Source organism: Micromonospora sp. S-DT3-3-22 (assembly GCF_015354745.1).
GTDB classification, from domain to species: Bacteria; Actinomycetota; Actinomycetes; order Mycobacteriales; family Micromonosporaceae; genus Micromonospora; species Micromonospora wenchangensis.
This window is the reverse complement of sequence record NZ_JACGMO010000129.1, coordinates 1-22,523: the sequence shown is the minus strand read 5'-3', so window position 1 is coordinate 22,523 and position 22,523 is coordinate 1. Positions and strand designations below refer to the sequence as shown.

The following is a 22,523-nucleotide window of genomic DNA, read 5'->3' as shown; positions in this document are numbered from 1 at the left end:
GCCCGACCCGCCCGCGAGGTCGACGGCAGCGCACCCACCTCGTGGATGCGCAGCGCGGGCAGGTCTTCGGACTCGTGGGCGTGACCCGGACACCCCGGATCCCCTACTGGCCGTCGCTTCCCAGGCCGTGCGGCCCAGTGCTGATGACGGCGGTCGTTCCCACTCACCGCTGCGGGGCAGTCCCGGATTCCCACCGGGTTCCCTCTTACGACGCCCAGGCGTGACGAACGTCCGGGCGAACCAGCGCCAGCAACAGCCTATCCGCGACCGGTCAGTCCACCAGCCGCTCCGGGGCCTGATGTGACCCACCTCCCTGACCGCCCGCCTCGGCGGTGGCGGACGGACCCGGGTCCGGTCGCACCGCACCCCGCCCTCGGCGGCGCGGGTGCGGCCAAAGGTGACGGGTGCGCCGAACGCGGCCCGCCGGGCGGCCCGCCGCAGTCCGGCCAGCACCGCCGGGCCGGCCAGCACGACCGCCACCGCCGTCGTGATCGCCCGCCCGGTGTCCCAGCCGAACGTCGAGGTGACGGCCGTGGACGGCGACCTCCTGAGGGCGGGTCGACCATCGGCGACAGCACGACATCCGGTGCTGCGTGCGACCGCACCGCCCCTGCCGAGTTCTTGCGACTCAGCAGAAGGAGACTCCGGTGCAAGCGTCACCAGCGCAAGGGCCCCATCGGTCATCCTCCGGTGCCGCGACTGCGGGCATCATCGAGGAACCAGCCGAGCGGGCCGGGTAGACGCCCTGAACAAACTGCTCAGCGACATCCGGCAGATCCTCGACGCCACGCAGAGCTGCTGCGCGGCCCGGCGTGACGCCGACAGACGGATCAGGGACCTGACAGACACCCAACGGACCTGACAACCGTCGACCGTTTCCGGACCGACACCGCGCCACGCACTCCGATGATCTCCCGAGCCGCTCGATCTTGCCGGCGGACCGGAGAGGCCGGTCTACTCGACGCGCTGTTCCGGGCGGATCCCGCAGGTCCGCCCGGAACAGTCCGATCAGCTCCCGCGGACCTCGGCTGCAGCGGCGACGAGGTGTCGGAGGGACGCCTCGACCTCGGGATAAGTGCGGGTCTTCAGGCCGCAGTCCGGGTTGACCCACAGCCGTCGGGCGGGCACGGCCGCAACGGCCCGACGGAGCGCGTCGACCACCTCGTGGTGGGGTGGGATGCGGGGCGAGTGGATGTCCCACACCCCGGGGCCGACGCCCCGGCGGTAGCCGATCGCGGCAAGGTCGTCGAGGATCTCCATCTTCGAACGCGACGCCTCGATGCTGGTGACGTCGGCGTCGAGCGCGTCGATGGCGGTGATCACCTCACCGAACTCGCTGTAGCACAGGTGGGTGTGGATCTGGGTGTCGTCCGCGACGCCGCCGGTGGCGAGGCGGAACGCGCCGACCGCCCAGTCCAGGTACGCCTTCTGGTCGGCCCGACGCAGCGGCAGGGTCTCCCGCAGGGCAGGCTCGTCGACCTGGATGATCCGGATGCCGGCGGCCTCCAGATCGCGGCACTCGTCGCGCAGCGCGAGTGCCACCTGGTCGGCGGTGTCGGCCAGGGGCTGGTCGGTGCGGACGAACGACCAGGCCAGGATGGTGACCGGGCCGGTGAGCATGCCCTTGACCGGACGGTCGGTCAGCGACTGGGCGTAGGTGGACCACGCGACGGTCATCGGTGCCCGGCGGGCCACGTCGCCGTGGATGATCGGCGGGCGGACGCAACGGGACCCGTAGGACTGCACCCAGCCGTGCGTGGTGGCGGCGAAACCGTCGAGTTGTTCGCCGAAGTACTGGACCATGTCGTTGCGTTCCGGCTCACCGTGCACCAGCACGTCCAGGCCCAGCCGTTCCTGCAACCGGATGACCTGCTCCACCTCGGCGCGTATCCGCTGCGTGTAGCCGGCGTCGTCGAGAGTGCCGGCGCGGTGCGCGGCGCGGGCCCGGCGCAGCTCGGCGGTCTGCGGGAACGAACCGATCGTGGTGGTCGGCAGGTCCGGTAGCGCCAGCCGTTCCTGCTGGCGGGCGGCCCGCCCGGCGTAGTCGCCACGGTGCCGGTCGGCAGGGCGCAACGCCGCCAACCGGCCGCGCACGTCGTCGTGCCGCCACGCCGGCGGGGTGGGCGGCAGCGGGGCGGGCAGGCTGGTGGTGCCGTCGCGTAGCGCCCGCCCGAGCAGGACCACCTCGTCGACCTTCTGCCGGGCGAACGCGAGCCGCGCGGACAACTCCGGGTCGAGGTGGGTCTCGGCCGACAGATCGACCGGCACGTGTAGCAGCGAACAGGAGGTGGACACCGCCACGTGGTCGGCCAGTCCGGCGACCGTGGCACCGGCGGCGACGGCCGCCCGCAGATCCGTGCGCCAGATGTTGCGCCCGTCGACCAGGCCGGCGACGACGGTCGTGCCGCGCAGGGGACCGGCGGCGGCGAGCCGGTGCAGGTTGCCCGGGCCGGCGACCAGGTCCAGGCCGATCGCCTCGACCGGGGTGTCCAGCAGGGCCGGCAGGGCGTCGCCGAGGTCACCGAAGTAGGTGGCGACGAAGATCCGGGGACGGTGTGGCAGTTCCCCGAGACGTCGGTAGGCGTGCCGCAGGCCGTCGATCTCGGCCGTGGTGCGGTCGGCGACGTAGGCGGGTTCGTCCAGTTGGACCCAGGCCACGCCCGCGTCGGCCAGGGTGGTGAGGATCCGGGCGTACGTGTCGACCAGGTCGTCGAGCCGGGCGAACGGATTGTCGCCCTTGGCCAGCAACAGGAAGGTGGCCGGCCCCACCAGCACCGGTCGGGTGGCGATGCCCAGGTCACGTGCCTGCGCGTACTCGCTCAGCGCCTTCGTCGGATCCGCCGCGAACACGGTGTCGGGCTCGATCTCCGGCACCAGGTAGTGGTAGTTGGTGTCGAACCACTTGGTGAGTTCCAGCGCTGGTGCGGCATCGACACCACGGGCCATGGCGAAGTAGGTGTCGAGTCGACCGAGGCCGAGCCGGGCGAACCGGCGGGGGACCGCCCCCACCGCGACGGCGGTGTCGAGCACGTGGTCGTAGTAGGAGAACGTGTTGGACGGGATCGCATCGAGGCGGGCGTCGCGCAGCGTCCGCCACACCTCGGCCCGCAGCCCGACGGCCACGGCCTCCAACTCGGTGGCGTCCAGCGTGCCGGCCCAGTACGCCTCGACGGCCTTCTTCCACTCGCGGTGGGCGCCGATACGGGGATAGCCGAGCACGGTGCTCTGCCCGAATGAGGTGGTCACAGATGGTCCTTCCCTCGCGGTGTCCGACGACCACCCGAGAGGAAGACGGATACGCCACGGCGTAACCGGCATTCCGCCCTGGCCCTCCCGAGAGGCCGCCGACGGCGCGCACCGGCGGCACGCGCAGCGCTGGCAGGTCTTCGGACTCGTGGGCGTCGTACCCAGACCTACTGGCCGTCGCTTCCCAGACCTTGCGGTCCAGTGCTTCGTTGACGGCGGTCGTTCCCACTCACCGCTGCGGGGCAGTCCCGGTCTTCCACCGGGTTCCCTCTTACGACGTCTCACCCGCGCACGGGAGAGACGAACCAGCACCGCCCGCGATCCTACGGGCACCACGACGATGCCTCGGCCCGGGGTGCGGATCAGAAGGTCAGGAGTTCGACTCTGCTGGGACAGGGGCGTTCGGTTTGCCGTCCAGTACGCAGTTCCGCATTGCGCTTCCGTGCATCACTGCTCAGGAGCGGGTTCGGGGCGACGCCCGGGAAGTCGGCCCGACGCCGAGTGACTCCCGACTCAGGTCGGGCCCTCCGGGCGGATCTTCACGCGGATGCCATCCTGCTGTCACCTTCCATCGAGGATGATGATTGCATCTGTCGTCGATGGTGACCGGGAGGCGTGGCATGTCAGGACCGACCACGAAGACGTCCGGGCCGGCCCGGCCCCGGGTGCGTGCCGTGACCTTGGCACTAGCCATGCTCGTCGGCGCGGCCCTCTCGGCGGGCATCGGGGGGACGGCGTCGGCGACGCCGTCGGGGATCCCGTCGAAGGCGACCGCGCAGGCGCAGCTCAATGCCCTCACCGTCGCCGCCGAGGGTTCCACCAGCGGCTACTCCCGGGACCTGTTCCCGCACTGGATCACCATCAGCGGCAGCTGCGACACCCGCGAGCAGATCCTCAAACGCGACGGCACGTCGGTCGTGGTCAACTCCTCCTGCCAGGCCACATCGGGCCGCTGGTACAGCCCGTACGACGGGGCGACCTGGACCGCCGCGTCCGACGTCGACATCGACCACGTGGTCCCCCTGGCCGAGGCGTGGCGCTCCGGGGCGAGTTCCTGGACGACCAGCCGCCGGCAGAGCTTCGCCAACGACCTGTCCGGCCCGCAACTGATCGCGGTGACCGACAACGTCAACCAGTCCAAGAGCGACCAGGACCCGTCAACATGGCAGCCGCCCCTGTCGGCCTACCGGTGCACCTACAGCAAAATGTGGATCACCGTGAAGTACACCTGGGGCCTACGGCTGCAATCGTCGGAGAAGTCCGCCCTACAGACCATGCTCAACACCTGCTCCTCCTGACCGCCCGCCCGATCAGCGGCTGCGTCGGGCACCGCACCGGGTGACCGGAGCGGCAACGTGCAGGGGGGCCGGCAGTCCCGCCGAGGGCTTCGGGGAAGCCGCTCACCGTGGCGACACCTCGACCTGACCAGGACCCGCAGCACCCCGCCACCCCGATGTCCTAGGACGCTTTAGGAGTGCCGCTCCTCAGCGGCCAGGCCACCGCCTGCCTGACGGACATCGTCACCGCGTACCTGGTGCACGGGCACCTGCCGAAGCACGACACGGCCTGCCAACAGCGCCGCTGGCGCGTCCCTCCGGTAACTGCCGACACGACAGCCGTTCACCGACCGGGCGGCTGACCGGTGGTGCCGCCCGCGGCCTCCGGCTCCGCGGTGTCCCGCGCCGGGCCGGCCGCGGCGTCCGGACTCGCGGCGGTCTGCAACTGGTACGACCGGTAGGTCAGCCAGAGCGCGACCAGCCCGGCGACGGCTGCCGCCACACTGGCGATCTGGTCGGCCAGGTCCGGGCCGAGCGCCAACACCCCGACGACGATGACCAGGACCGCCAGCCCGCCGAGCGCCACCGTGCGGACCTGCTGCCTGGCCAGGTGTGCCGTCCAACGGCGCGGAATCACCCTGATCACCAACTCCGCCAGGATGATCCCGGCCATCACCAGGATCGGCACCTGCCACGGCTCGACCTTCACGGACCCTCCTCCACCCGGTCTCCGGTCATGCGAGCGCCGCCTTCATGGCGGCGATGAACTCCGAGGTCAGGTCGGACTCACCGCGGAGCATCCGGGCGACGTGGTCGACGAAGACCTCGGCGAACGCGCGGTATCCCGGGTGCATCGGCCGGGGCCGGGCATTCTCCACCGCACCACGTAGTGCTTCCAGGTGCGGGATGACCGCCTGGAGGTTCCTGTCGTTGTAGGCCTCGGCCAGGGTCGGGGCGAAGCCGTGCCCGGCGAGGACCTTCTGGGCTGCGGTGCCGGTCATGAAGTTGATGAACCGGAGGGCCTGGTCGGGGTGGGGACAGGCACGCGCCATGGCGAGGCTCTGGCCGCCGAGCACCCCGGACGTCAGCGGGTACACCTTGATCTTCCCGGCCAGCAGGTCAGGGTCCTTACGCTGCTGGAGTTCGCGGTACTTCACCGGCCAGTTGCGCATGAACGTCGGCCGGCCCTCCACGAACGTGTCCAGGCTGGCGTTCTCGTCGCTGGAGCGATTGACCTTCCCGGCCACGATGGCCGCCTGCAACGGTTGCAGCGCTCTCTGCCAGGGTTTCAGCTCGAACAGGATCTCACCGGTCGCGCTGAGCAGGTCAGTGTTCACCGACAGCGCGTGCTCCAGGATGTTGACCAGGAAACCCTCGTTGTAGTTGGACGAGTTGGGGCGCAGTTGGCCGACGAACGAGCCCTTGTCGGCAAGGGTGCCGAGGACCGTCGACAAGTTCACCACATCGGGCTGCTCGGTCCCGGGGTCGCGCCAGAACAGCATGCCGACATCGGTGTTGAGCGGCGCGGCCCAGTAGCTGTTCGGGGTGTCGTCGACCTGGTGGAGATCCCTCACCGACGTCAGGAAGTTCGGGTCGGTCAACCGGATCGGGGTGATCAGCTTCTGCGCGGCGAACTCGGGGATGTCGACGACGTCCAGGTTGAGGATGTCGGCACTGCCATTGCGGGCCGCCGTCAACAGCCTCGTGCGTTCATCGCCTGATCCACCCTCGACCTCGTCGGTGAACCGGGCCGGGGTATCGGGGTTGGCCTGGTTCCACATGTCCATCAGCAGCTTCCGTGCCCCGGTGGGGTCGGCCCCGGTGGCGAGTCGAAGCTCCACCGGTGGCGGGCGGTGTCCGCCCGGCAGCAGGTAGACCGCCGAAGCGCTCACTGCGCCGCAGGTCAGCACCCCGCTGAGAAAGGAGCGCCGCGAGTACTGCTCGGGCATGGTGCGGACTCCTTCGATCCGGGCCGGTCACACGTACGCAACGAGTCATTCATCACGTTACGCTTTGGCGCTGATAAATGCCGGGCCGGGCGGGAGCGGTCGGCGAAGCTCGTACTGTCGGAAACCGGATCGAGCGGCAGGGACGGCATCGGTGACCCCATGTGCCGACGCAATTATCGGCACTGGGATATGCGGCGACGAGGCGGCGTTGTCGCACCGCTGGATCGGCGGGACACGTCACGCCACGTCGACCGGCCACCTTCTACCCGGCGCCCCACCAGGCCAGCAGACGCCGCGCGAAGGCGCGGGTCTCGACGTCGCCGACGGTCATCCCGAAGTGGCCGCGGATCTCAGCCGCCAGGTACCCGCTGAGATCTCCCGCGCCGGCACCGGCGGACAGCCTCGACAGCAGCGGTGCGATCAGGCAGTCGTACTCGTCGACGTTCGCCCGCGGGTCGTGGACGCCGATGAAATCCCAGGCGTTGAGCAGCCGGCGAAGGCCGGCCGTGCGCTGTGCTGCGCTGCCGTGGGCGAGGCTCGTGAGGTCACCCCCCGGCGAGGCCGGCACGCGGGACAGGTGGTCACGGCACAGCAGACGGACCGAATTCGCCAGTTCCCGGTTGCCACGTTCCCCGTCCTGATCCCACTCGTCGGCGAGCACGTGCAGGTCCGTGAACGGACTGTGTCGGATCTCGTCGAGATCCCCACGCTCGCAGACGAAGGCGGAAACACGCTCGCTGACGGTGCGTTCGTCGATCGCACCGTCGACCAGCCGTTGCGCCAGCGTGGCCAGCCAGGTGTCCGCGGCCTCCGCCGCGGACGGAACGCGTACGCCCATCTCGTCGAGGGCGGCGGGGAGCAGCTCGCCGATCAGTCGGGTGTCGGTGCCGTCGAGCCCGGCAAGTTCCCGCAGGGCCGGCCCGTCGTGCCCGTCGGCGAGCCAGTCCGCCGCGTACCAGGGCATCCGCTCGACGACCATGCGGCCCAGCACGTACTCGGCGGCAACCAGGTCCGGCGGCCTGCTCACCGGCCGGTCGCTGTTCCCGCTCGACCGTGCGGACCGGCGTGAGTGTCGCTCTGCCATGCCCTATATCCCCTCCGAGCCGACACGTCGACCGCTCATGCCACATACGGTGCCAGTGCTGACCATCCCTCATCAATCGGCAGAGCCCTGACCTGCCCACTTTTGCCCGTGATCGGACTACACAATCAACTGTCCTATAGCTGACACCTCCGGCGGGGCCGCCCACCGTTTCTGCCGGTAGATGACCCGATCACCGTGGGTGATCAATTCGGGGGATGCGCTGTTCACCCGGCCATCTATTTCGGTTGATGGATGTCGCCTATCTTGCCACCAGAAGTTGCGTCTGAGGAGGCAGCATGTCGGGACCGCTCGACCGCCGCACCATCCGATCGAGGGTCTGGGCAGGTGCCCGGCTGCGCTCGACCGCGACGCTCGCCACCCTCGTCCTGCTGCTGGCCTTCGCCGTCCGGGCGGACCTGCCGGACATGGTCCCGGCCTCGGTCTCCTGCGACTCCATCGGCTACGCCTACGACGCCGCCGGACAACTGGCCGGGGTGCAGGACCAGGGCGGCCGGACCGCCCGCTACCGGTACGACCCCACCGGCAACACCACCTCGGTCAGCAACGACGGCACCCCCGCCCTGGCCCTGCTGTCGGTGGTGCCGGCCCGCGCCGCCGTCGGCACCGAGGTGACCCTGGAGGGCGGCTGCTTCTCCACGGTGGCGGCCGAGAACACCGTCGCGTTCAACGGCGTCCCCGCCACCGTCACCACAGCCACCGGCCGGCGTCTGGTCGCGCGGATCCCCGCCGCAGCGACCACCGGCCTGGTCACCGTCACCGTCGGCGGGGTCACCGCGACCAGCCCACAGTCCTTCGTGGTCACCGGGCCCGACGAGTCCGCGCCCACCGTCACCGCCGTGACGCCTTCCGTCGTGACGCCCGGCAGCACCGTCACCGTCACCGGAACCGGCTTCGCCGCCCAGACCGCCGACAACGCCGTCACCCTCAACCGCACCCGCGCCTTCACCTCGACCGCCGCCTCCGGCAACCTGACCGTCGAGGTCCCCACCGGCGTCGCCTCCGGCCGTATCGGCGTCCGCACCGCCCACGGCAGCGGGCAGAGCGCCGCCGACGTGTTCGTCGCGCCCGCCCCCTACACCGTGGCCGACGTGGCGCACACCGCCCGGGTCGCGCTCGGCGTCACCACCTCCGTGCCGATCCCCAGCGCCGGCGACATCGCGCTGGTCGTGTTCGACCTGACCGAAGGACAACGGGCGAGCGTGCAACTCGCCGACGGCACCTTCGGCTCCTGCGGCATCTCCACCGCCAAACTCCTCGACCCGTTCGGGCGTACCGCGACGTCGGCCGGGTGCGTCGGGGCCACCGGCTTCATCGACACGGTCACCGCCCGCACGGCGGGCACGTACACGCTGCTGCTGGCGGCGGCGAGCGCGGCCACCGGCTCGATCTCCGCGACCGTACGGGAGGTGCCGGCCGATGCCACGACCGACACCACGGCCGGCGGCGAAGCGGTCACCGTCACCACCACCGTGCCCGGGCAGAACGCCGCCGTGACCTTCGCCGGCAGCACCGGACAGCGGGTCTCGGTCAAATTCGGCGGTGGCACCTACGGCACCTACAACGCCGCCGTGACGCTGCGCAAGCCGGGCGGCGGCACGGTCGTCTCCAACGGCTCCTGCGGCACCGCCTGCTTCCTCGACACCACCGTGCTGCCGACCCAGGGCACCTACACCCTCGTCGTCGACCCGCAGGCCGCCGCCACCGGGGCGATCACCGTCCAGGTGTACGACGTGCCGGCCGACGCCACGGCGGCCACCACACCCGGCGGCCCGCAGGTCACGGCGACCACGACGGTGCCCGGCCAGAACAGCGTCATCTCGTTCCCCGGCACCGCCGGCCAGCGGGTCCTCGTCCAGCTCACCGGCGGAACGTACGGCACCTACAACGCGTCGGCGGTGGTCCGCAAACCGGACGGCTCGAACCTGACCGGCAGCGGATACTGCGGCCAGTCGTGCCTCTTCGACACCACGGTGCTACCCGTCGACGGCACCTACACCATCCTGCTCAACCCCGACACCAGCTACGTCGGCGCGGTCACCGTGCAGGTCCACGACGTCCCGGCCGACACGACGGCGACCGCCACCCCCGGGGCCGGCGCGGTCACCGTGAGCACCACCGTCGGGCAGAACGCCGTGGTCGCATTCGCCGGCACCGCCGGGCAGCGGGTGTCGGTGCAGTTCACCGGTGGCACGTACGGCACGTACAACGCGTCGGCGGTGGTGCGCAGGCCGGACGGGTCGAACCTGACCGGCAGCGGGTACTGCGGCGGGTCGTGTTTCTTCGACACGGTGACCCTCCCGGTCGACGGCACCTACACCATCCTGCTCAACCCGGACACCACCTACCTCGGCCAGGCCACCGTCCAGGTCCACAACGTGCCGGCCGACGCCTCGGCGACCACCAGCCCCGGTGGGGCGGCCGTGTCGGTGACCACCACCGTCCCGGGCCAGAACGCGACCATCGCCTTCCCCGGCACGGCCGGGCAGGTCGTCACGGTCACCCTCAGCGGCGGCACCTTCGGCACCTACGACGCCGGCGTGACACTACGCGCCCCGGACGGCTCCACCCTGGTCAGCGAGAACTACTGCGGCACCAGCTGCTCGTTCAACGCGATCACCCTCCCGACCAGCGGCACGTACACCGTGCTGGTCAACCCGACCGGCACCACCCTCGGCGCGATCACCGCCCGCGTCTACGACCTGCCCAACGACGCGGTCGCCAACACCACCCCCGGCGGGGCGGCGGTGTCGGTGACCACCACCGTGCCGGGACAGAACGCCGTCGTGTCGTTCCCGGCGAGCGCGGGGCAGCGGGTGGCGGTGCAGCTGTCCGGTGGGACGTTCGGCTCGTCCGAGGCGACGGTGACGCTACGTCGTCCCGACGGCAGCACGGTCGTGTCGAACACCTCCTGCGGCACCTCGTGCTTCCTCGACACCGCCACACTGCCGGCGGCCGGCACGTACACCATCCTGGTCGACCCGAAGGGCACAGTCGTCGGCGCCATCACCGTCAAGGTGCACGCCGTACCCGCCGACACCACCGCGACCACCAGCCCCGGCGGGGCGGCGGTGTCGGTGACCACCACCGTGCCGGGACAGAACGCCGTCGTGTCGTTCCCGGCGAGCGCGGGGCAGCGGGTGGCGGTGCAGCTGTCCGGTGGGACGTTCGGCTCGTCCGAGGCGACGGTGACGCTGCGCCGTCCCGACGGCAGCACGGTCGTGTCGAACACCTCCTGCGGCACCTCGTGCTTCCTGGACACCGCCACCCTGCCGGTCGACGGCACCTACACCCTGCTGGTCGACCCGAGGACGACCGCCGTCGGGACGCTCACCACCCGGGTGTACGCCGTGCCCGCCGACACCACCGCGACCACCACCCCCGGCGGGGCGGCGGTGTCGGTGACCACCACCGTGCCGGGACAGAACGCCGTCGTGTCGTTCCCCGGCACCGCCGGGCAGGTCGTCACCGTCAGCCTCACCGCCGGCGCGTTCGGCGGCGGCAGCGTGACTGCGACGCTGCGCGCACCCAACGGCAGCGCGGTCAGCTCCTCGTCCTGCGCGACGAGCTGCTCGTTCAGCTCGGTGCCGCTCACCACGGCCGGCACCTGGACGATGCTGGTCGACCCGGCGGCGGCGGCCGTCGGCAGCCTCACCGTGCAGGTGTTCGACGTGCCCGTAGACGCCACCGTCGGCACCACCCCCGGCGGCGACCCGGTCACCGTCACCACCGTCAGCCCCGGGCAGAACGCCGTGGTGACGTTCCCCGGCACCGCAGGACAGCGGATCCTGGTGCAGGGCACCGGCGGCACGTACGGCACGTACAACGCGACGGCGATCGTGCGTAAACCGGACGGGTCGAACCTGACCAGCAGCACGTACTGCGGTGCGACGTGCCTGTTCGACACGACGGTGCTCCCGGTCACCGGCACGTACAGCATCCTGATCGACCCGGCCTCCACCTACACCGGCGCGCTCACCGTCCGGGTCCACGACGTGCCGGCCGACGTCACCGCCGACACAGCCCCCGGCGGAGCCGGCGTCACCCTCACCACCACCGCTCCGGGGCAGAACGCGGTGCTGTCCTTCACCGGCGCGGCGGGTCAGCGGATCGTGGTGCAGGGCACCGGCGGCACGTACGGCACGTACAACGCGACGGCGATCGTGCGCAAGCCGGACGGGTCGAACCTGACCAGCAGCACGTACTGCGGGGCGACGTGCTTCTTCGACGTCACCACCCTGCCGGTGGCCGGCACGTACGGCATCCTGCTCAACCCCGACGCCATGTACACCGGCGCGGTGACCCTCCGGGTCTACGACGTGCCGACGGACACGACGGTCGGCACCACCATCGGCGGCCCGGCCGTACCGGTGACCACCACCGCTCCGGGGCAGAACGCGGTGCTGTCCTTCACCGGCGCGGCGGGTCAGCGGATCGTGGTGCAGGGCACCGGCGGCACGTACGGCACGTACAACGCGACGGCGATCGTGCGTAAGCCGGACGGGTCGAACCTGACCAGCAGCACGTACTGCGGGGCGACGTGTTTCTTCGACGTCACCACCCTGCCGGTGGCCGGCACGTACAGCATCCTGCTCAACCCCGACACCATGTACACCGGCACGGTCTCCCTGCGGATCTACGACGTCCCGGCCGACGCGGCCGCCGGCACGACCCCGGGCGGCAGCGCGGTCACCCTGACCACCACCGCCCCCGGCCAGAACGCGGTGCTGTCGTTCCCCGGCACCGCCGGGCAGCGCATCGCGGTGCAGGGCAGCGCCGGCAGCTACGGCACCTACAACGCCACGGCGGTCATCCGCAAGCCGGACGGCACGAACCTCGGCAGCAGCGCGTACTGCGGGGCGACCTGCTTCTTCGACGCCGTCACCCTGCCGGTGGCCGGCACGTACAGCATCCTGCTCAACCCCGACGGCATGTACACCGGCGCGGTCACCCTCCAGGTCCACGACGTCCCGGCCGACGCCACCGCAGCCGTCACCCCCGGCGGTGCGGCGGCCACCCTGACCACCACCGTGCCCGGCCAGAACGCCACCCTCACCTTCCCCGGTAGCGCCGGCCAGGTGGTCACCGTGGCGATGACCGCCGGCACCTACAGCCGCTACAACGCCACGGTGGTCATCCGCAAACCGGACGGGACGAACCTCGGCAGCAGCGTGTACTGCGGCGACACCTGCACCCTCAGCGCCGTCACCCTGCCGGTGGCCGGCACGTACACCGTCCTCGTCGACCCGTCGGCGGGCACCGTCGGCGCCATCACCGGCGAGGTACGGCTGCCGGCGGCAGCCGCACCCGCGACGAGGACGCCGTCGACGAAGACACCGGCCCGGCCCGCCGGCGACCCCACCGAGGCATGGACCCCGGACCGGTTCAACCTCGCCGGCGAGGACTGGTCGAGCCACCGCACCGGCGCCCACGGCCACCTCCAACCGACACTGCGGGCCGACCGGGGCGTCACCGCCCTCGCCGGGCAGGCCCTGCTGCTCAACGGCCAGCCGCTCACCGACGTCACCCTCACGGTGGGCCGGCGCAGCACCCGCACCGACGCCACCGGCCGGTTCCTGCTCACCGGACTCACCGCCGGCCACCACGTCCTGGTCATCGACGGGAAGACGGCGAGCCGCCGCGGCCGGGCGTTCGGCCGCTTCGAAACCGGGGTGGACCTGCGGGCGGGGGAGACCACCGAGCTGGGTTACCCGATCTGGATGACCCGCCTCGACACCGCCAACAGCGTCCGCTTCCCCTCACCCACCCGCAAGCAGACCGTCATCACCACGCCGGCCATCCCCGGTTTCGAGGTGCGGCTGCCCCAGGGCTCGGTGATCCGCGACCGGGCCGGCAAGCGGGTCACCGAACTGTCCATCACCGCCCTGCCCGTCGACCAGCCGCCGTTCCCGCTCCCGGCCGGGGTACGCACCCCCGTCTACTTCACCGTGCAGCCCGGCGGCGCGGTCATCCTGCCCGAGGGCGCCCAGATCATCTACCCGAACACCCAGGGCCTCGCCCCCGGCAGCCGGCTCGACTTCTGGGACTACGACCCGGGCCGCCGGCCCTGCGTCAAGACGCCGGTGAAGTCCTACCCGAAGAAGCCCACCACCACGGCGAAAACCCCCGCCGTCTGCGCGGTCACCGGCGCGCAGGCCGGCTGGTACATCTACGGCCACGGCACCGTCACCCCCGACGGCCGGCAGATCATGCCCGACCCCGACGTGCGGGTCTGGGAATTCACCGGGGCGATGTTCAACGGCAGCGGCAAACGCCCCGCCGGCACCGGCCCGGGCGAGGACGGCGACGACGGCGGCGACCCGGTCGACCTGGCCAGCGGCCTGTTCGTCGACGAACACACCGACCTGACCGTCAACGACGTACTGCCCATCTCGATCACCCGCACCTACCGGCAGAACGACACCCAGAACCGCGAGTTCGGCATCGGCGCGAACTTCACCTACGGCATCTTCATCAACTCCAAGCAGGAGTACGTCGAGGCCGACCTGATCCTCCCGGACAGCGGCAAGGTCCACCTCGTGCGGACCAGCCCCGGCACCGGCTGGGTCGACGCGGTGTTCACCGCCGTCGACACCACCGGACCGTTCCGCGACGCGGTGATGAGCTGGAACGGCGACGGCTGGGACCTCGTCCGCACCGACGGCATGGTCTACGTCTTCGGGGAGAACACCCCACTCCAGTCCATCCGGGACCGGCACGGCAACCAGATCACCCTCACCCGCGCAAGCGGCGGACAGGCCGGCGACATCACCCAGATCACCTCGCCCAACGGCCGCTGGATCAAGCTCAGCTACACCGCCGGCCGGGTCACCCGGGCCCAGGACAACGCCGGTCGGGCCGTGCAGTACGGCTACGACTCCGCCGGCCGGCTCACCACGGTCACCTCGCCGGGCGGCCGGACCACCACCTACACCTACGACACCGCGCACCGGATGACCACGGTCACCGACGCCCGGGGCATCACCTACCTCACCAACAGCTACGACTCCGCCGGCCGCGTCGCCACCCAGACCATGCCCGGCGGCGTCACCTACGGCTTCACCTACACCACCGACTCCGCCGGCAAGGTGGTGAAGACGGCGGTCACCGAACCCGACGGCAGCATCCGCGAGACCCGCTTCGACACAGCCGGCCGGGTGACCACCGAGACCACCGCCGCCGGCACCACCCACGCCCGCACCTCGACCACCACCCGCGACCCCGCAACCCACCTGCCGACCGCGCTGGTCGACCCGTACGGACGGCGCACCACCCTCGGATACGGACCCGACGGGCAGCTCACCGGACTCACCACGCTCGCCGGCACCGCCGCCGCGCAGTCCGCCACCCTCACCTCCGGCGGGCCGTACCGGCAGCTCACCTCGGTCACCGACGACCAGGGCCGCACCACCCGGATGCAGTACGACGACCGGGGCGACCTCACCGCCGCCACCGACGCCGCCGGCCGCACCCGGCACTACACCTACAACACCGCCGGCCAGGTCACCGCGTTCACCGACCCGCTCGGCAACACCACCCGCTACACCTACGAACACGGCGACCTGGTCGCGGTGACCGACCCGCTGGGCAGGACCACCCGCAGCTTCGTCGACGCCGTCGGCCGCCCGGTCGCGGTCACCGACGCCAACGGAGTCCTGGAACAGGTCCGCTACGACCCGGACAACCAGGTCGTCACCAGCACCGACGGCCTCGGCCGGGCCACCACCTTCAGCTACGACGGCAACGGCAACCTGACCACGGTCACCGACGCCCGCGGCAACAGCACCGGCGTCACCTACGACAGCTCCGACCGCCCCGTCACCGTCACCGACCCCCGCGGCAAGCAGGCCCACCAGACCTACGACGTGCTCGGCCGGGTCGTCTCGGCCACCGACCGGCGCGGCAAGACCACCGTCACCGAGTACGACGTCCTCGGCCGCACCACCTTCATCGGATACGGCGCCACCGCCGGCCCGACCTACGAGAGCACCAAACAGTTCAGCTACGACACCCTCGACCGGCTCACCACCATCAACGACTCCACCGGTGGCCTGCTCACCCTCGGCTGGAACGACCTCGACCAGGTCGTCAGCGTCGCCGGCCCGACCGGCACCGTCGGCTACAGCTACGACGCGGCCGGCCGACGCTCCGCCATGACCGTGCCCGGCCAACCCGCCGTCTCCTACAGCTACGACCCGACCGGACTGATCGAGCAGATCACCCAGGGCGGCACCACCGCCACCTGGCAGCGGGACGCCGCCGGCCGCACCACCCGGGTCGACCAGGCCGGCGTCACCACCCGGTACGCCTACGACGCCGCCTCCCAGCTCACCCGGCTGTCCTACGAGACCACCGGCGGGGTGCCGATCGGCGATCTCCGCTACGGCTACGACGGCACCGGTCGGGTGGCGAGCCTGACCGGCAGCCTCGCCCAGGTCACCGTCCCCGCCACCGGGCCGACGGCCAGCTACGACGCGGCGAACCGGCTGACCAGCCGAGGTGGGCAGACGTTCGGCTACGACGACGAGGGCAACCTGACCGGCGACGGCGTCCGCGGCTACACCTGGAACGCCCGGGGTGAGCTGACCGGGGTGACCGGGCCGGGCCTGACCACCGCCTACGGCTACGACGCCGCCGGCAGGCTGGCCAGCCGGACCGCCGCCGGAGCCACCACCACCTTCGGCTACGACGGCCCGAACCTGGTCCGGGAGCAGACCGGTGCGGCGGTGGCCGACCGGCTCACCGCCGGGCTGGACCAGACGCTGACCCGCACCGACGCCGCCGGCGCCCGGGTGCCGGTCACCGACGCGCTCGGCAGCGTGCTCGGCCTGGCCGACGCCGCCGGCACGCTGACCACCCGGTACACCTACGACCCCTTCGGTGCGGTCACCACCAGCGGCGCGACCAGCGGCAACACCCAGGGCTTCACCGGCCGGGAACGCGACGCCGACACCGGGCTGACCTACCACCGGGCCCGCTGGTACAGCCCGGAGACGGGCCGGTTCCTCAGCCAGGACCCGGCCGGGTTCGGCGGCGGCAGCACCAACCTCTACACGTACGCCCTCAACGACCCGGTCAACCTCTCCGACCCCAACGGCGAATTCCCGATCGTGCCGATCCTGATCGGGGCGTTGATCGGCGGTGCCTCCTCGGTCGGCATCGGCGCGGGCCTGGCCGCGCTGACCGGCCGCAAGTACAGCATGGGCGACGCCCTGAAGGACTTCGCCATCGGCGGCGGACTGGGGGCGCTCACCGGTGGCCTCGGCGCGTACCTCAAGGCCGGCAGTTCGGTGTGGAAGCTCAACCAGTTCGAGCGCGGCCTCGCCATCGAGGCCAAACTCGGCGGCAACCTGCCCCGCGGCTTCCCGACCATCGACCGGTTCGCCAACGGCACCGCCACCAGCATCAAGAGCATCGACCTCACCGCGAAGAGCTACCAGAGCGCCGGCCAGCTCACCAGCCGCCTTCAGGGCTACGTCGACAAGGTGGCTGACTTCGCCACGAGCAGCAAGGTGGACTGGGCCCACAGAACCATCAGACCGGGGGAGGTCACCGCCCGTGAGTTGGAGATCGCCGTCCAGCGCGGCGCGGCCACCGGCGCCCAGCGCAACACGCTCAACCAGATTGTCCAGTACGGTGCCCAGAAGGGGGTGACCGTGCGGATCATCCCGATCAGATAGGCCGCCATGGGCGTTCCACAGGCAGCCCGGGGGCGTCCCCCTCTACACCGAGGACACCGATGACCAGACTCGCTGCACTCGACCTGCGCAGAGGGCGCTACGTCGCATACTCCTCCTCGCTCTGCACCGACGGCATGTGGATCGCCAACGGCGTCTTCGACATCCTCGACACATCGACTGGAGATCGAGAGCTGGGCGCGGCGATGCGCCGGATGCTCGACGCTTCCCGCACCGGCGTACCAACCCCCGATCTCCGGGTGGCGTCGCCGCTCGCGCCGGTCCTCGACGCGCTCGGGGCCCGCTCCTACGCCATCTACGCCAAAGGCACCCGCCACGTCGGCGTCGAGTGCGACGCCGACGTGGTGCTGGTCAGCCCCACCCGAAACGGCGGAGCCCGGGAAGGCTTCGTCGAGCTCACCGAACACACGGTGCGGCTCACCACCCCCGACGACGAAGAACTCGGCGAGGCGCTGCGCGGCGCGCTCGACCGGTCGAGCTGAGGCATGAACGACCACCCCCGACTCAGCCGCCGCACCATGCTGGCCGGCGGCGCACTGGCCATGGCCGCCTCAGCCCTCGCCGCCTGCTCGGCCGACGCGCGTACCCCGGCCCGCCCGGCCGCCCCCGACCCGGCCGCAGGGCTGCCCGACATCCAGTTCGACGTGGCCCGGTTCAGCGCACCCGAGCAGTCCTCGCCCACCGGCGGCCCGTTCGTCATGCCACCGGTGCACACCGTCTACCTGACCGCCGCACTGTCGCGCACCCCCGACGGCGACGACCAACGGGAACTGACCCGGGTGCTCGCCGCCCTGGAGTCCCGCTACCCGTTCGGCGCGGCGAACCTGATGACCTTCGTCTCCTACGGCCTGCCCTACTTCCGCCGCCTACCCGGCGGTCTCACCGGCGACCTGGTCGGCACGCACCTGCCCCGCCTGCTCGCCGACCCGACCCGCTCGGTGCTGGATGAGGCCGTCCCCGCGCCGACCGACGTCCACCCGGACAACCCCACGGTGACCAAGAAACGGTTCACCGTGCCGGTCCGGATCGAGACGAACGACCTGCTGTTCACCGTCCGCAGCGACCGCGCGGCGGTGATCCAGGACGTGCTGGCCTGGTTCGACGGCAACGGCACGCTCGCCGGCCGGCCGACACCCCCACCGGCCTTCGCCGGACTGCTCACGATCACCTCCAGCCGGCACATGTTCACCCAGGTCGGCCTGCCCCGCTCGGTGGCCGAACAGAACCAACTGCCGTACGCCCGGTTCATCCAACCCGACTCGCCGATGTGGATGGGCTTCTCCGACCAGCAGGTCAACGCGTCCGGGCCACCGGAGATCTGCACCTTCGCCGGCCACCCCTCGGCCCGGCTGAGCACCGCCCGCCCCGGCGACTACCTCGACAACGGCAGCATCCAGCACCTGTCACACGTCATCCTCGACATGCTCCAGTTCTACGACATGGCCGCGCCGGGCACCCCGCCCAGCGACAACGGCAACTTCACCAAGCGGGTGCAGTACATGTTCCACGCCCCACCGGTGCACCCCGGCAACCCCGACCAGCTCACCGACGGCGGCGGACCGTCGTTCCTCCCCGCCGAGAACCGTGGCCCGGACTACGCCGAGCGCACCGCCCGGGGGATCGGCCTGCCCCGGGGCGAGCGACGGATGGGCCACCTGTCCACCCTGCAGCGCAGCTCCCGGGCATCCGACGGCACCCCCATGCACCTACGGGTGGACGGCCCGGGCTTCGACCCGATGGACACCCCGGACGGCAGCAGCCAACCGAAACTGCACTTCAGCGTCTTCGTGCCGACCGCGGACTTCTTCGCCCGGATGCGACGCAGCCAGGCATCGGTGGACCTGGTACGCAAGCACCGGGTGGCCGAGCAGGACAACGGCCTGGAACGCTTCCTGACCTGCACCCGCCGACAGAACTTCCTGATTCCGCCCCGGCGACACCGGGCCTTCCCCCTCGTCGAACTGGCCGACTAGCACGCCAGCCGCACCGGCCCGATCTTCAGCTTCCGCAGCTCATCACCATGATGGGCACCCCCGGCGTCGACCCGGGTACCCGCTCGGGGTCAGACGCGGGCCGCGGCCGCCGCCACGATCGCCGCGAGGGCGTCGGGGGCGTCGACGGGAACGAGGTGCCCGCTGCCCGGGAGCAGGCGCTCGTAGCGGTCCCCGTCGCCGCTCAGGACGTTCTCGGTGAGACCGTCCGGCGCCCTTCGGCGTCCAGGACTGCGGCCCCCAGCGGCAGCGAGGCCCCGGCCCGACGGGCGGCCACCGCCCGGATAGACCCCCGCCTGATCCGGCCCGACCCGGCGGAGACGTCGAATCCCGGTAGCCATGTCGACCCGGCTCATGGATGATCGACATCTGGGTCGCTAGCTCAACTGGCTAGAGCATCCGACTGAGTAGCGCGTCCGCCCTCCGCTGTGCGGCGATGGATGCGCTTCCTTCTCCCTGTTGGATCGGAGGGTTCGGGGTTCGAGTCCCCGGCGACCCACTGTGCCACTGCTGCGCGCCGCCACCTGCCGCAACCGACCGGAACGGAGGAGCACGTGATCGAGAAGCTGATCATCCAGAAGACCCTGCGCGTACCGGCGAGCACGGCTGCGGCCGGCGACGGCACGACGGTGGCCCGGCAGCTGGACGCGACGCTGCTCGATGTCGGGTTCTCCGCCTCGCGGGCCCTGCTGGAGCACGTCGGCGCCCTGGCCCCCGCACCGGCGATGGACCTCGCCGCCACGGTCGTCTCGGCGGTACGCGAGCTGGTCGGCGATCACGTCCAGCACAACGCCTACTTCATCGGTTTCCCGCACGACGTGCCGGACACCATCGAGTTCTGGGTCGACCGGCTGCGGGCGGCCGTGCTGACCGGCGGGGGCACGGCGACCGACGCGCAGCTGCGCCACGCCGCCGTCGCGGGCGGGGTGAACCTGCTCGACCTGCCGGCCTACGGCACCTACCAGCACACCTACGCGGAGCTGCTGGCCGCGCACGACACGTTGGTCACCGCGGCCGGTGACCGGGTGACCCTGCTGCATCTCGGTGACACCTCCGAGGTGGAGGCGGCACGGCTCTACCTGGCCCTGGCCGGCAGCCCGACGCCGCACGGCGAGGCCGACCTCGCCATCCTCAGCGAACTGGCGGTGGCCTGTGCGGACGGCGCGCAGCCGACCGAGATCCCGGTACGGGAGAACCGCGCCGTCCTCAACGGGATCCGGCTCGTCCTCGGTCGGCCGCTGGTCGGCGTGGACACGACGACCGACGTGCTGCGCCTCGCCTGCCAGGTCTCCGGCGGAGACGTCTCGCTGGCGACGCCCACGCGGTTTCGTGCCTTCCGCCGTCCGGAGCGGCGGATGCTGTTGGCCGCGCTGAACGAGGTCGTCGCCGCGCACCCCGACAAGCTCGGTGACGTCGCGCGCTACGCGGAGCGCTGGAAGCGGCTCGGGGAACGGCTGCACCCCCACGAGTACGACCAGTGGCCGCACGCGCAGGAGGTGTTCACGGTCGCGCGCGGCCAGCGGCGGGTGCACAACCTCGCCGGCCGCGCGGAGACGGCGATCCGCGCCGGTGCCATCGGCCCGGCCGCATCGGTGCTGTCGGCCGCGCCGGGCCTGCTCCTGCGATCCGCCGACCGGCTGCTGCGGCTGGCGTCACCGTCGGAGCGGACCACGGTCGTCGACGCGGTCACCGGCGCGCTCGGCTCGGCATCGGGCCGGGTGCTCCTGTCGCTGCGCGAGCACGTCGACAACCGGTTGACCCCCGCCTCGGCCCGGATGTACGCGAGCCGCTCCCGTACGGCGTGGGTCGGCCCCGACGAGCGGCCGCCGCTGCCGGCCGCGTTGGTGGCCGAGTTGTCGTCGCTGCTCGACGCCGAGATCAGCGCCCGGCTGCCGCAGTGGCAACGACCGCTGGTGGTGGACCCGAAGGTGCTCGACGTCGCCCTGCCGCTGTCCGGCAAGGCCGCCGAGGGTGGGTTCGCGGTCATGCCGAGGGGCTCGCGGGCATCGGTCTCCGGTGAGGTGCTGCGCTTCTTCACCTACTGGCGTCAGACCAGCCGCCGCACCGACTACGACCTGTCGCTGCTGCTGCTCGACGACCAGTTCCACAGTTCGGGTCAGGTGTCCTGGACGAACTACCGGCACGACGGCGTGGTGCACTCCGGCGACGTCACCGACGCGCGCAACGGTGCGACCGAGTTCATCGACGTGCCGCTGACCGTCGGTGGACGGTACGTGGTTCCGCAGGTCAACATCTACGCGGGGGAGTCGTTCGACGAGGTCGCCGAGTCGATGTTCGGGTACCAGACCCGGACGCGGGACCAGGGCGGCGCACCGTTCGACGCCCGGACCGTGCGGGCGCGGTCGCACCTGCGCGGTCAGGGTCGGGTCGCGCTGCCGATGGTGTTCACCAGGAACGAGCGTGGCTGGCAGGCGGTGTGGCTGCACCTGTACCTGGGGGGATGGCCGTCGTTCAACCGGGTGGAGGGCAGCACGTTCACCACGGCCGACCGGGTGCGGGCACTGATGGAGCGGCGGTACCTCACCGTGTCGTACCTTGTCGACCGGTGGCGCACGCGGGCCGAGGTGACGGTGTGGGACGGCCGGCCGCCGGACGAGCCGGTCACCTTCGTCGGCATCGAGGCGCCGGAGAACCTGCCGGACGGATCGGAATCATTTACCCTGGGTCGACTCAACGAGTTGATCCCTGAGTAAGCGGCGACAGTCGAGGCCATGCGGGTGCTTCCTGCTACTCCGTTCGATTCGGGACCTCCGCGCAAGCGGAGGATCTGGTATTCAGCCCCCGCGCTCTCCTCGACGTCCGGCCACTCTCCTTCTTCCCAGCTTGACACGAAGAGCAGATCCGGCACGTGTTCGCCGACTGTCGGGTTCGCCGGTCGTCTGGTCGACTAGGCGCGTGACATGCTGCGCACCACCGTGGAGATCGTCCGCAAGCCCGCCGACCAGCAGGGGTTCGTCGTGCACCGCCGCCGCTGGGTGGTGGAGAGGCGTCAGGCGCGATGGCGGCGGGTCTTCTCGATGTGGTAGCGGCCGGCAGGCGCGGGGAGCCCCGGGTGGGGCCGACGCCGAAGATCGGCACCGGCCCCACCCGGGGGTCGCCGGCCGTCAGGGCCTAGCTGGTGGTGCAGGTGATGCTGGCCGGCGGGTTGTTGGTGCCGTTCCACGTCGCGGTGAAGCCGAACGTGGTGGAGGCGCCTGCGGCGAGCGTGCCGTTGTAGGCGACGTTGGCGACCGTCACGT

The 22,523-nt window shown here is 71.4% G+C and carries 11 protein-coding genes, 1 tRNA gene and 2 riboswitches; of the genes, 7 read left to right on the top strand and 5 right to left on the bottom strand.

Going from position 1 to position 22,523, the window contains the following annotated elements:
* Positions 1-39: 39 nt before the first annotated feature.
* Positions 40-260, bottom strand: a riboswitch (cobalamin riboswitch).
* 748 nt (positions 261-1,008) lie between these two features.
* On the bottom strand, positions 1,009-3,246 hold the full coding sequence (metE, locus tag H1A17_RS28155; protein WP_194823305.1) for a 5-methyltetrahydropteroyltriglutamate--homocysteine S-methyltransferase: 2,238 nt from the start codon (positions 3,244-3,246) through the stop codon (positions 1,009-1,011).
* A gap of 113 nt (positions 3,247-3,359) precedes the next feature.
* A riboswitch (cobalamin riboswitch) is annotated at positions 3,360-3,571 on the bottom strand.
* A gap of 367 nt (positions 3,572-3,938) precedes the next feature.
* Between metE and H1A17_RS28150 the strand changes: the two genes are divergently transcribed.
* Positions 3,939-4,544 carry an HNH endonuclease family protein gene (locus tag H1A17_RS28150; RefSeq protein ID WP_228544376.1) on the top strand — a complete coding sequence of 202 codons (606 nt, stop codon included), beginning with the start codon at positions 3,939-3,941 and terminating at the stop codon, positions 4,542-4,544.
* Positions 4,545-4,866: 322 nt separating this feature from the next.
* Here the strand turns inward: H1A17_RS28150 and H1A17_RS28145 are convergent, their stop codons facing one another.
* The 3 genes from H1A17_RS28145 to H1A17_RS28135 all read right to left on the bottom strand — a co-directional run bounded on the left by H1A17_RS28145 (position 4,867) and on the right by H1A17_RS28135 (position 7,499).
* Positions 4,867-5,232, bottom strand: a complete 366-nt coding sequence (locus H1A17_RS28145; protein ID WP_194823303.1) for a hypothetical protein — start codon at positions 5,230-5,232, stop codon at positions 4,867-4,869.
* A gap of 25 nt (positions 5,233-5,257) precedes the next feature.
* The gene (locus H1A17_RS28140; RefSeq protein WP_194823302.1) at positions 5,258-6,472 is read right to left on the bottom strand and encodes an extracellular solute-binding protein; all 1,215 of its coding nucleotides are present in this window, start codon (positions 6,470-6,472) and stop codon (positions 5,258-5,260) included.
* 262 nt (positions 6,473-6,734) lie between these two features.
* Complete coding sequence (locus tag H1A17_RS28135) at positions 6,735-7,499, bottom strand: hypothetical protein (protein WP_194823301.1); 765 nt, start codon at positions 7,497-7,499, stop codon at positions 6,735-6,737.
* A 353-nt stretch (positions 7,500-7,852) separates the two neighbouring features.
* Between H1A17_RS28135 and H1A17_RS28130 the strand changes: the two genes are divergently transcribed.
* The 6 genes from H1A17_RS28130 (at position 7,853) to H1A17_RS35210 (ending at position 22,310) form a co-directional block, all read left to right on the top strand.
* Positions 7,853-17,254 carry a pre-peptidase C-terminal domain-containing protein gene (locus tag H1A17_RS28130; protein ID WP_194823300.1) on the top strand — a complete coding sequence of 3,134 codons (9,402 nt, stop codon included), beginning with the start codon at positions 7,853-7,855 and terminating at the stop codon, positions 17,252-17,254.
* Between the two features lie 59 nt (positions 17,255-17,313).
* Positions 17,314-17,754, top strand: a complete 441-nt coding sequence (locus H1A17_RS28125; RefSeq protein WP_145919162.1) for a hypothetical protein — start codon at positions 17,314-17,316, stop codon at positions 17,752-17,754.
* A gap of 3 nt (positions 17,755-17,757) precedes the next feature.
* Entirely contained in the window at positions 17,758-19,245 is a 1,488-nt protein-coding gene (locus tag H1A17_RS28120) for a hypothetical protein (protein WP_205789426.1), read from the top strand.
* Between the two features lie 389 nt (positions 19,246-19,634).
* Positions 19,635-19,762: transfer RNA gene (locus tag H1A17_RS28115), tRNA-OTHER, on the top strand.
* Between the two features lie 55 nt (positions 19,763-19,817).
* Complete coding sequence (locus H1A17_RS28110) at positions 19,818-21,977, top strand: hypothetical protein (protein ID WP_145919163.1); 2,160 nt, start codon at positions 19,818-19,820, stop codon at positions 21,975-21,977.
* A 207-nt stretch (positions 21,978-22,184) separates the two neighbouring features.
* Positions 22,185-22,310 (top strand): hypothetical protein, encoded by a 126-nt coding sequence (locus H1A17_RS35210; RefSeq protein ID WP_255470169.1) that lies wholly within the window; start codon positions 22,185-22,187, stop codon positions 22,308-22,310.
* 85 nt (positions 22,311-22,395) lie between these two features.
* Here H1A17_RS35210 and H1A17_RS28105 read toward each other — a convergent pair whose 3' ends face one another.
* Entirely contained in the window at positions 22,396-22,521 is a 126-nt protein-coding gene (locus H1A17_RS28105) for a cellulose binding domain-containing protein (protein WP_309236818.1), read from the bottom strand.
* Between the last annotated feature and the right edge of the window lie 2 nt (positions 22,522-22,523).

Bases quoted from the DNA above. Each gene is read 5' to 3' on its own strand.
- H1A17_RS28150 (WP_228544376.1), top strand. From the start codon at position 3,939: ATGCTCGTCGGCGCGGCCCTCTCGGCGGGCATCGGGGGGACGGCGTCG.
- H1A17_RS28140 (WP_194823302.1), bottom strand. From the start codon at position 6,472: ATGCCCGAGCAGTACTCGCGGCGCTCCTTTCTCAGCGGGGTGCTGACC.
- H1A17_RS28130 (WP_194823300.1), top strand. From the start codon at position 7,853: ATGTCGGGACCGCTCGACCGCCGCACCATCCGATCGAGGGTCTGGGCA.
- H1A17_RS28125 (WP_145919162.1), top strand. From the start codon at position 17,314: ATGACCAGACTCGCTGCACTCGACCTGCGCAGAGGGCGCTACGTCGCA.
- H1A17_RS28120 (WP_205789426.1), top strand. From the start codon at position 17,758: ATGAACGACCACCCCCGACTCAGCCGCCGCACCATGCTGGCCGGCGGC.
- H1A17_RS35210 (WP_255470169.1), top strand. From the start codon at position 22,185: ATGCTGCGCACCACCGTGGAGATCGTCCGCAAGCCCGCCGACCAGCAG.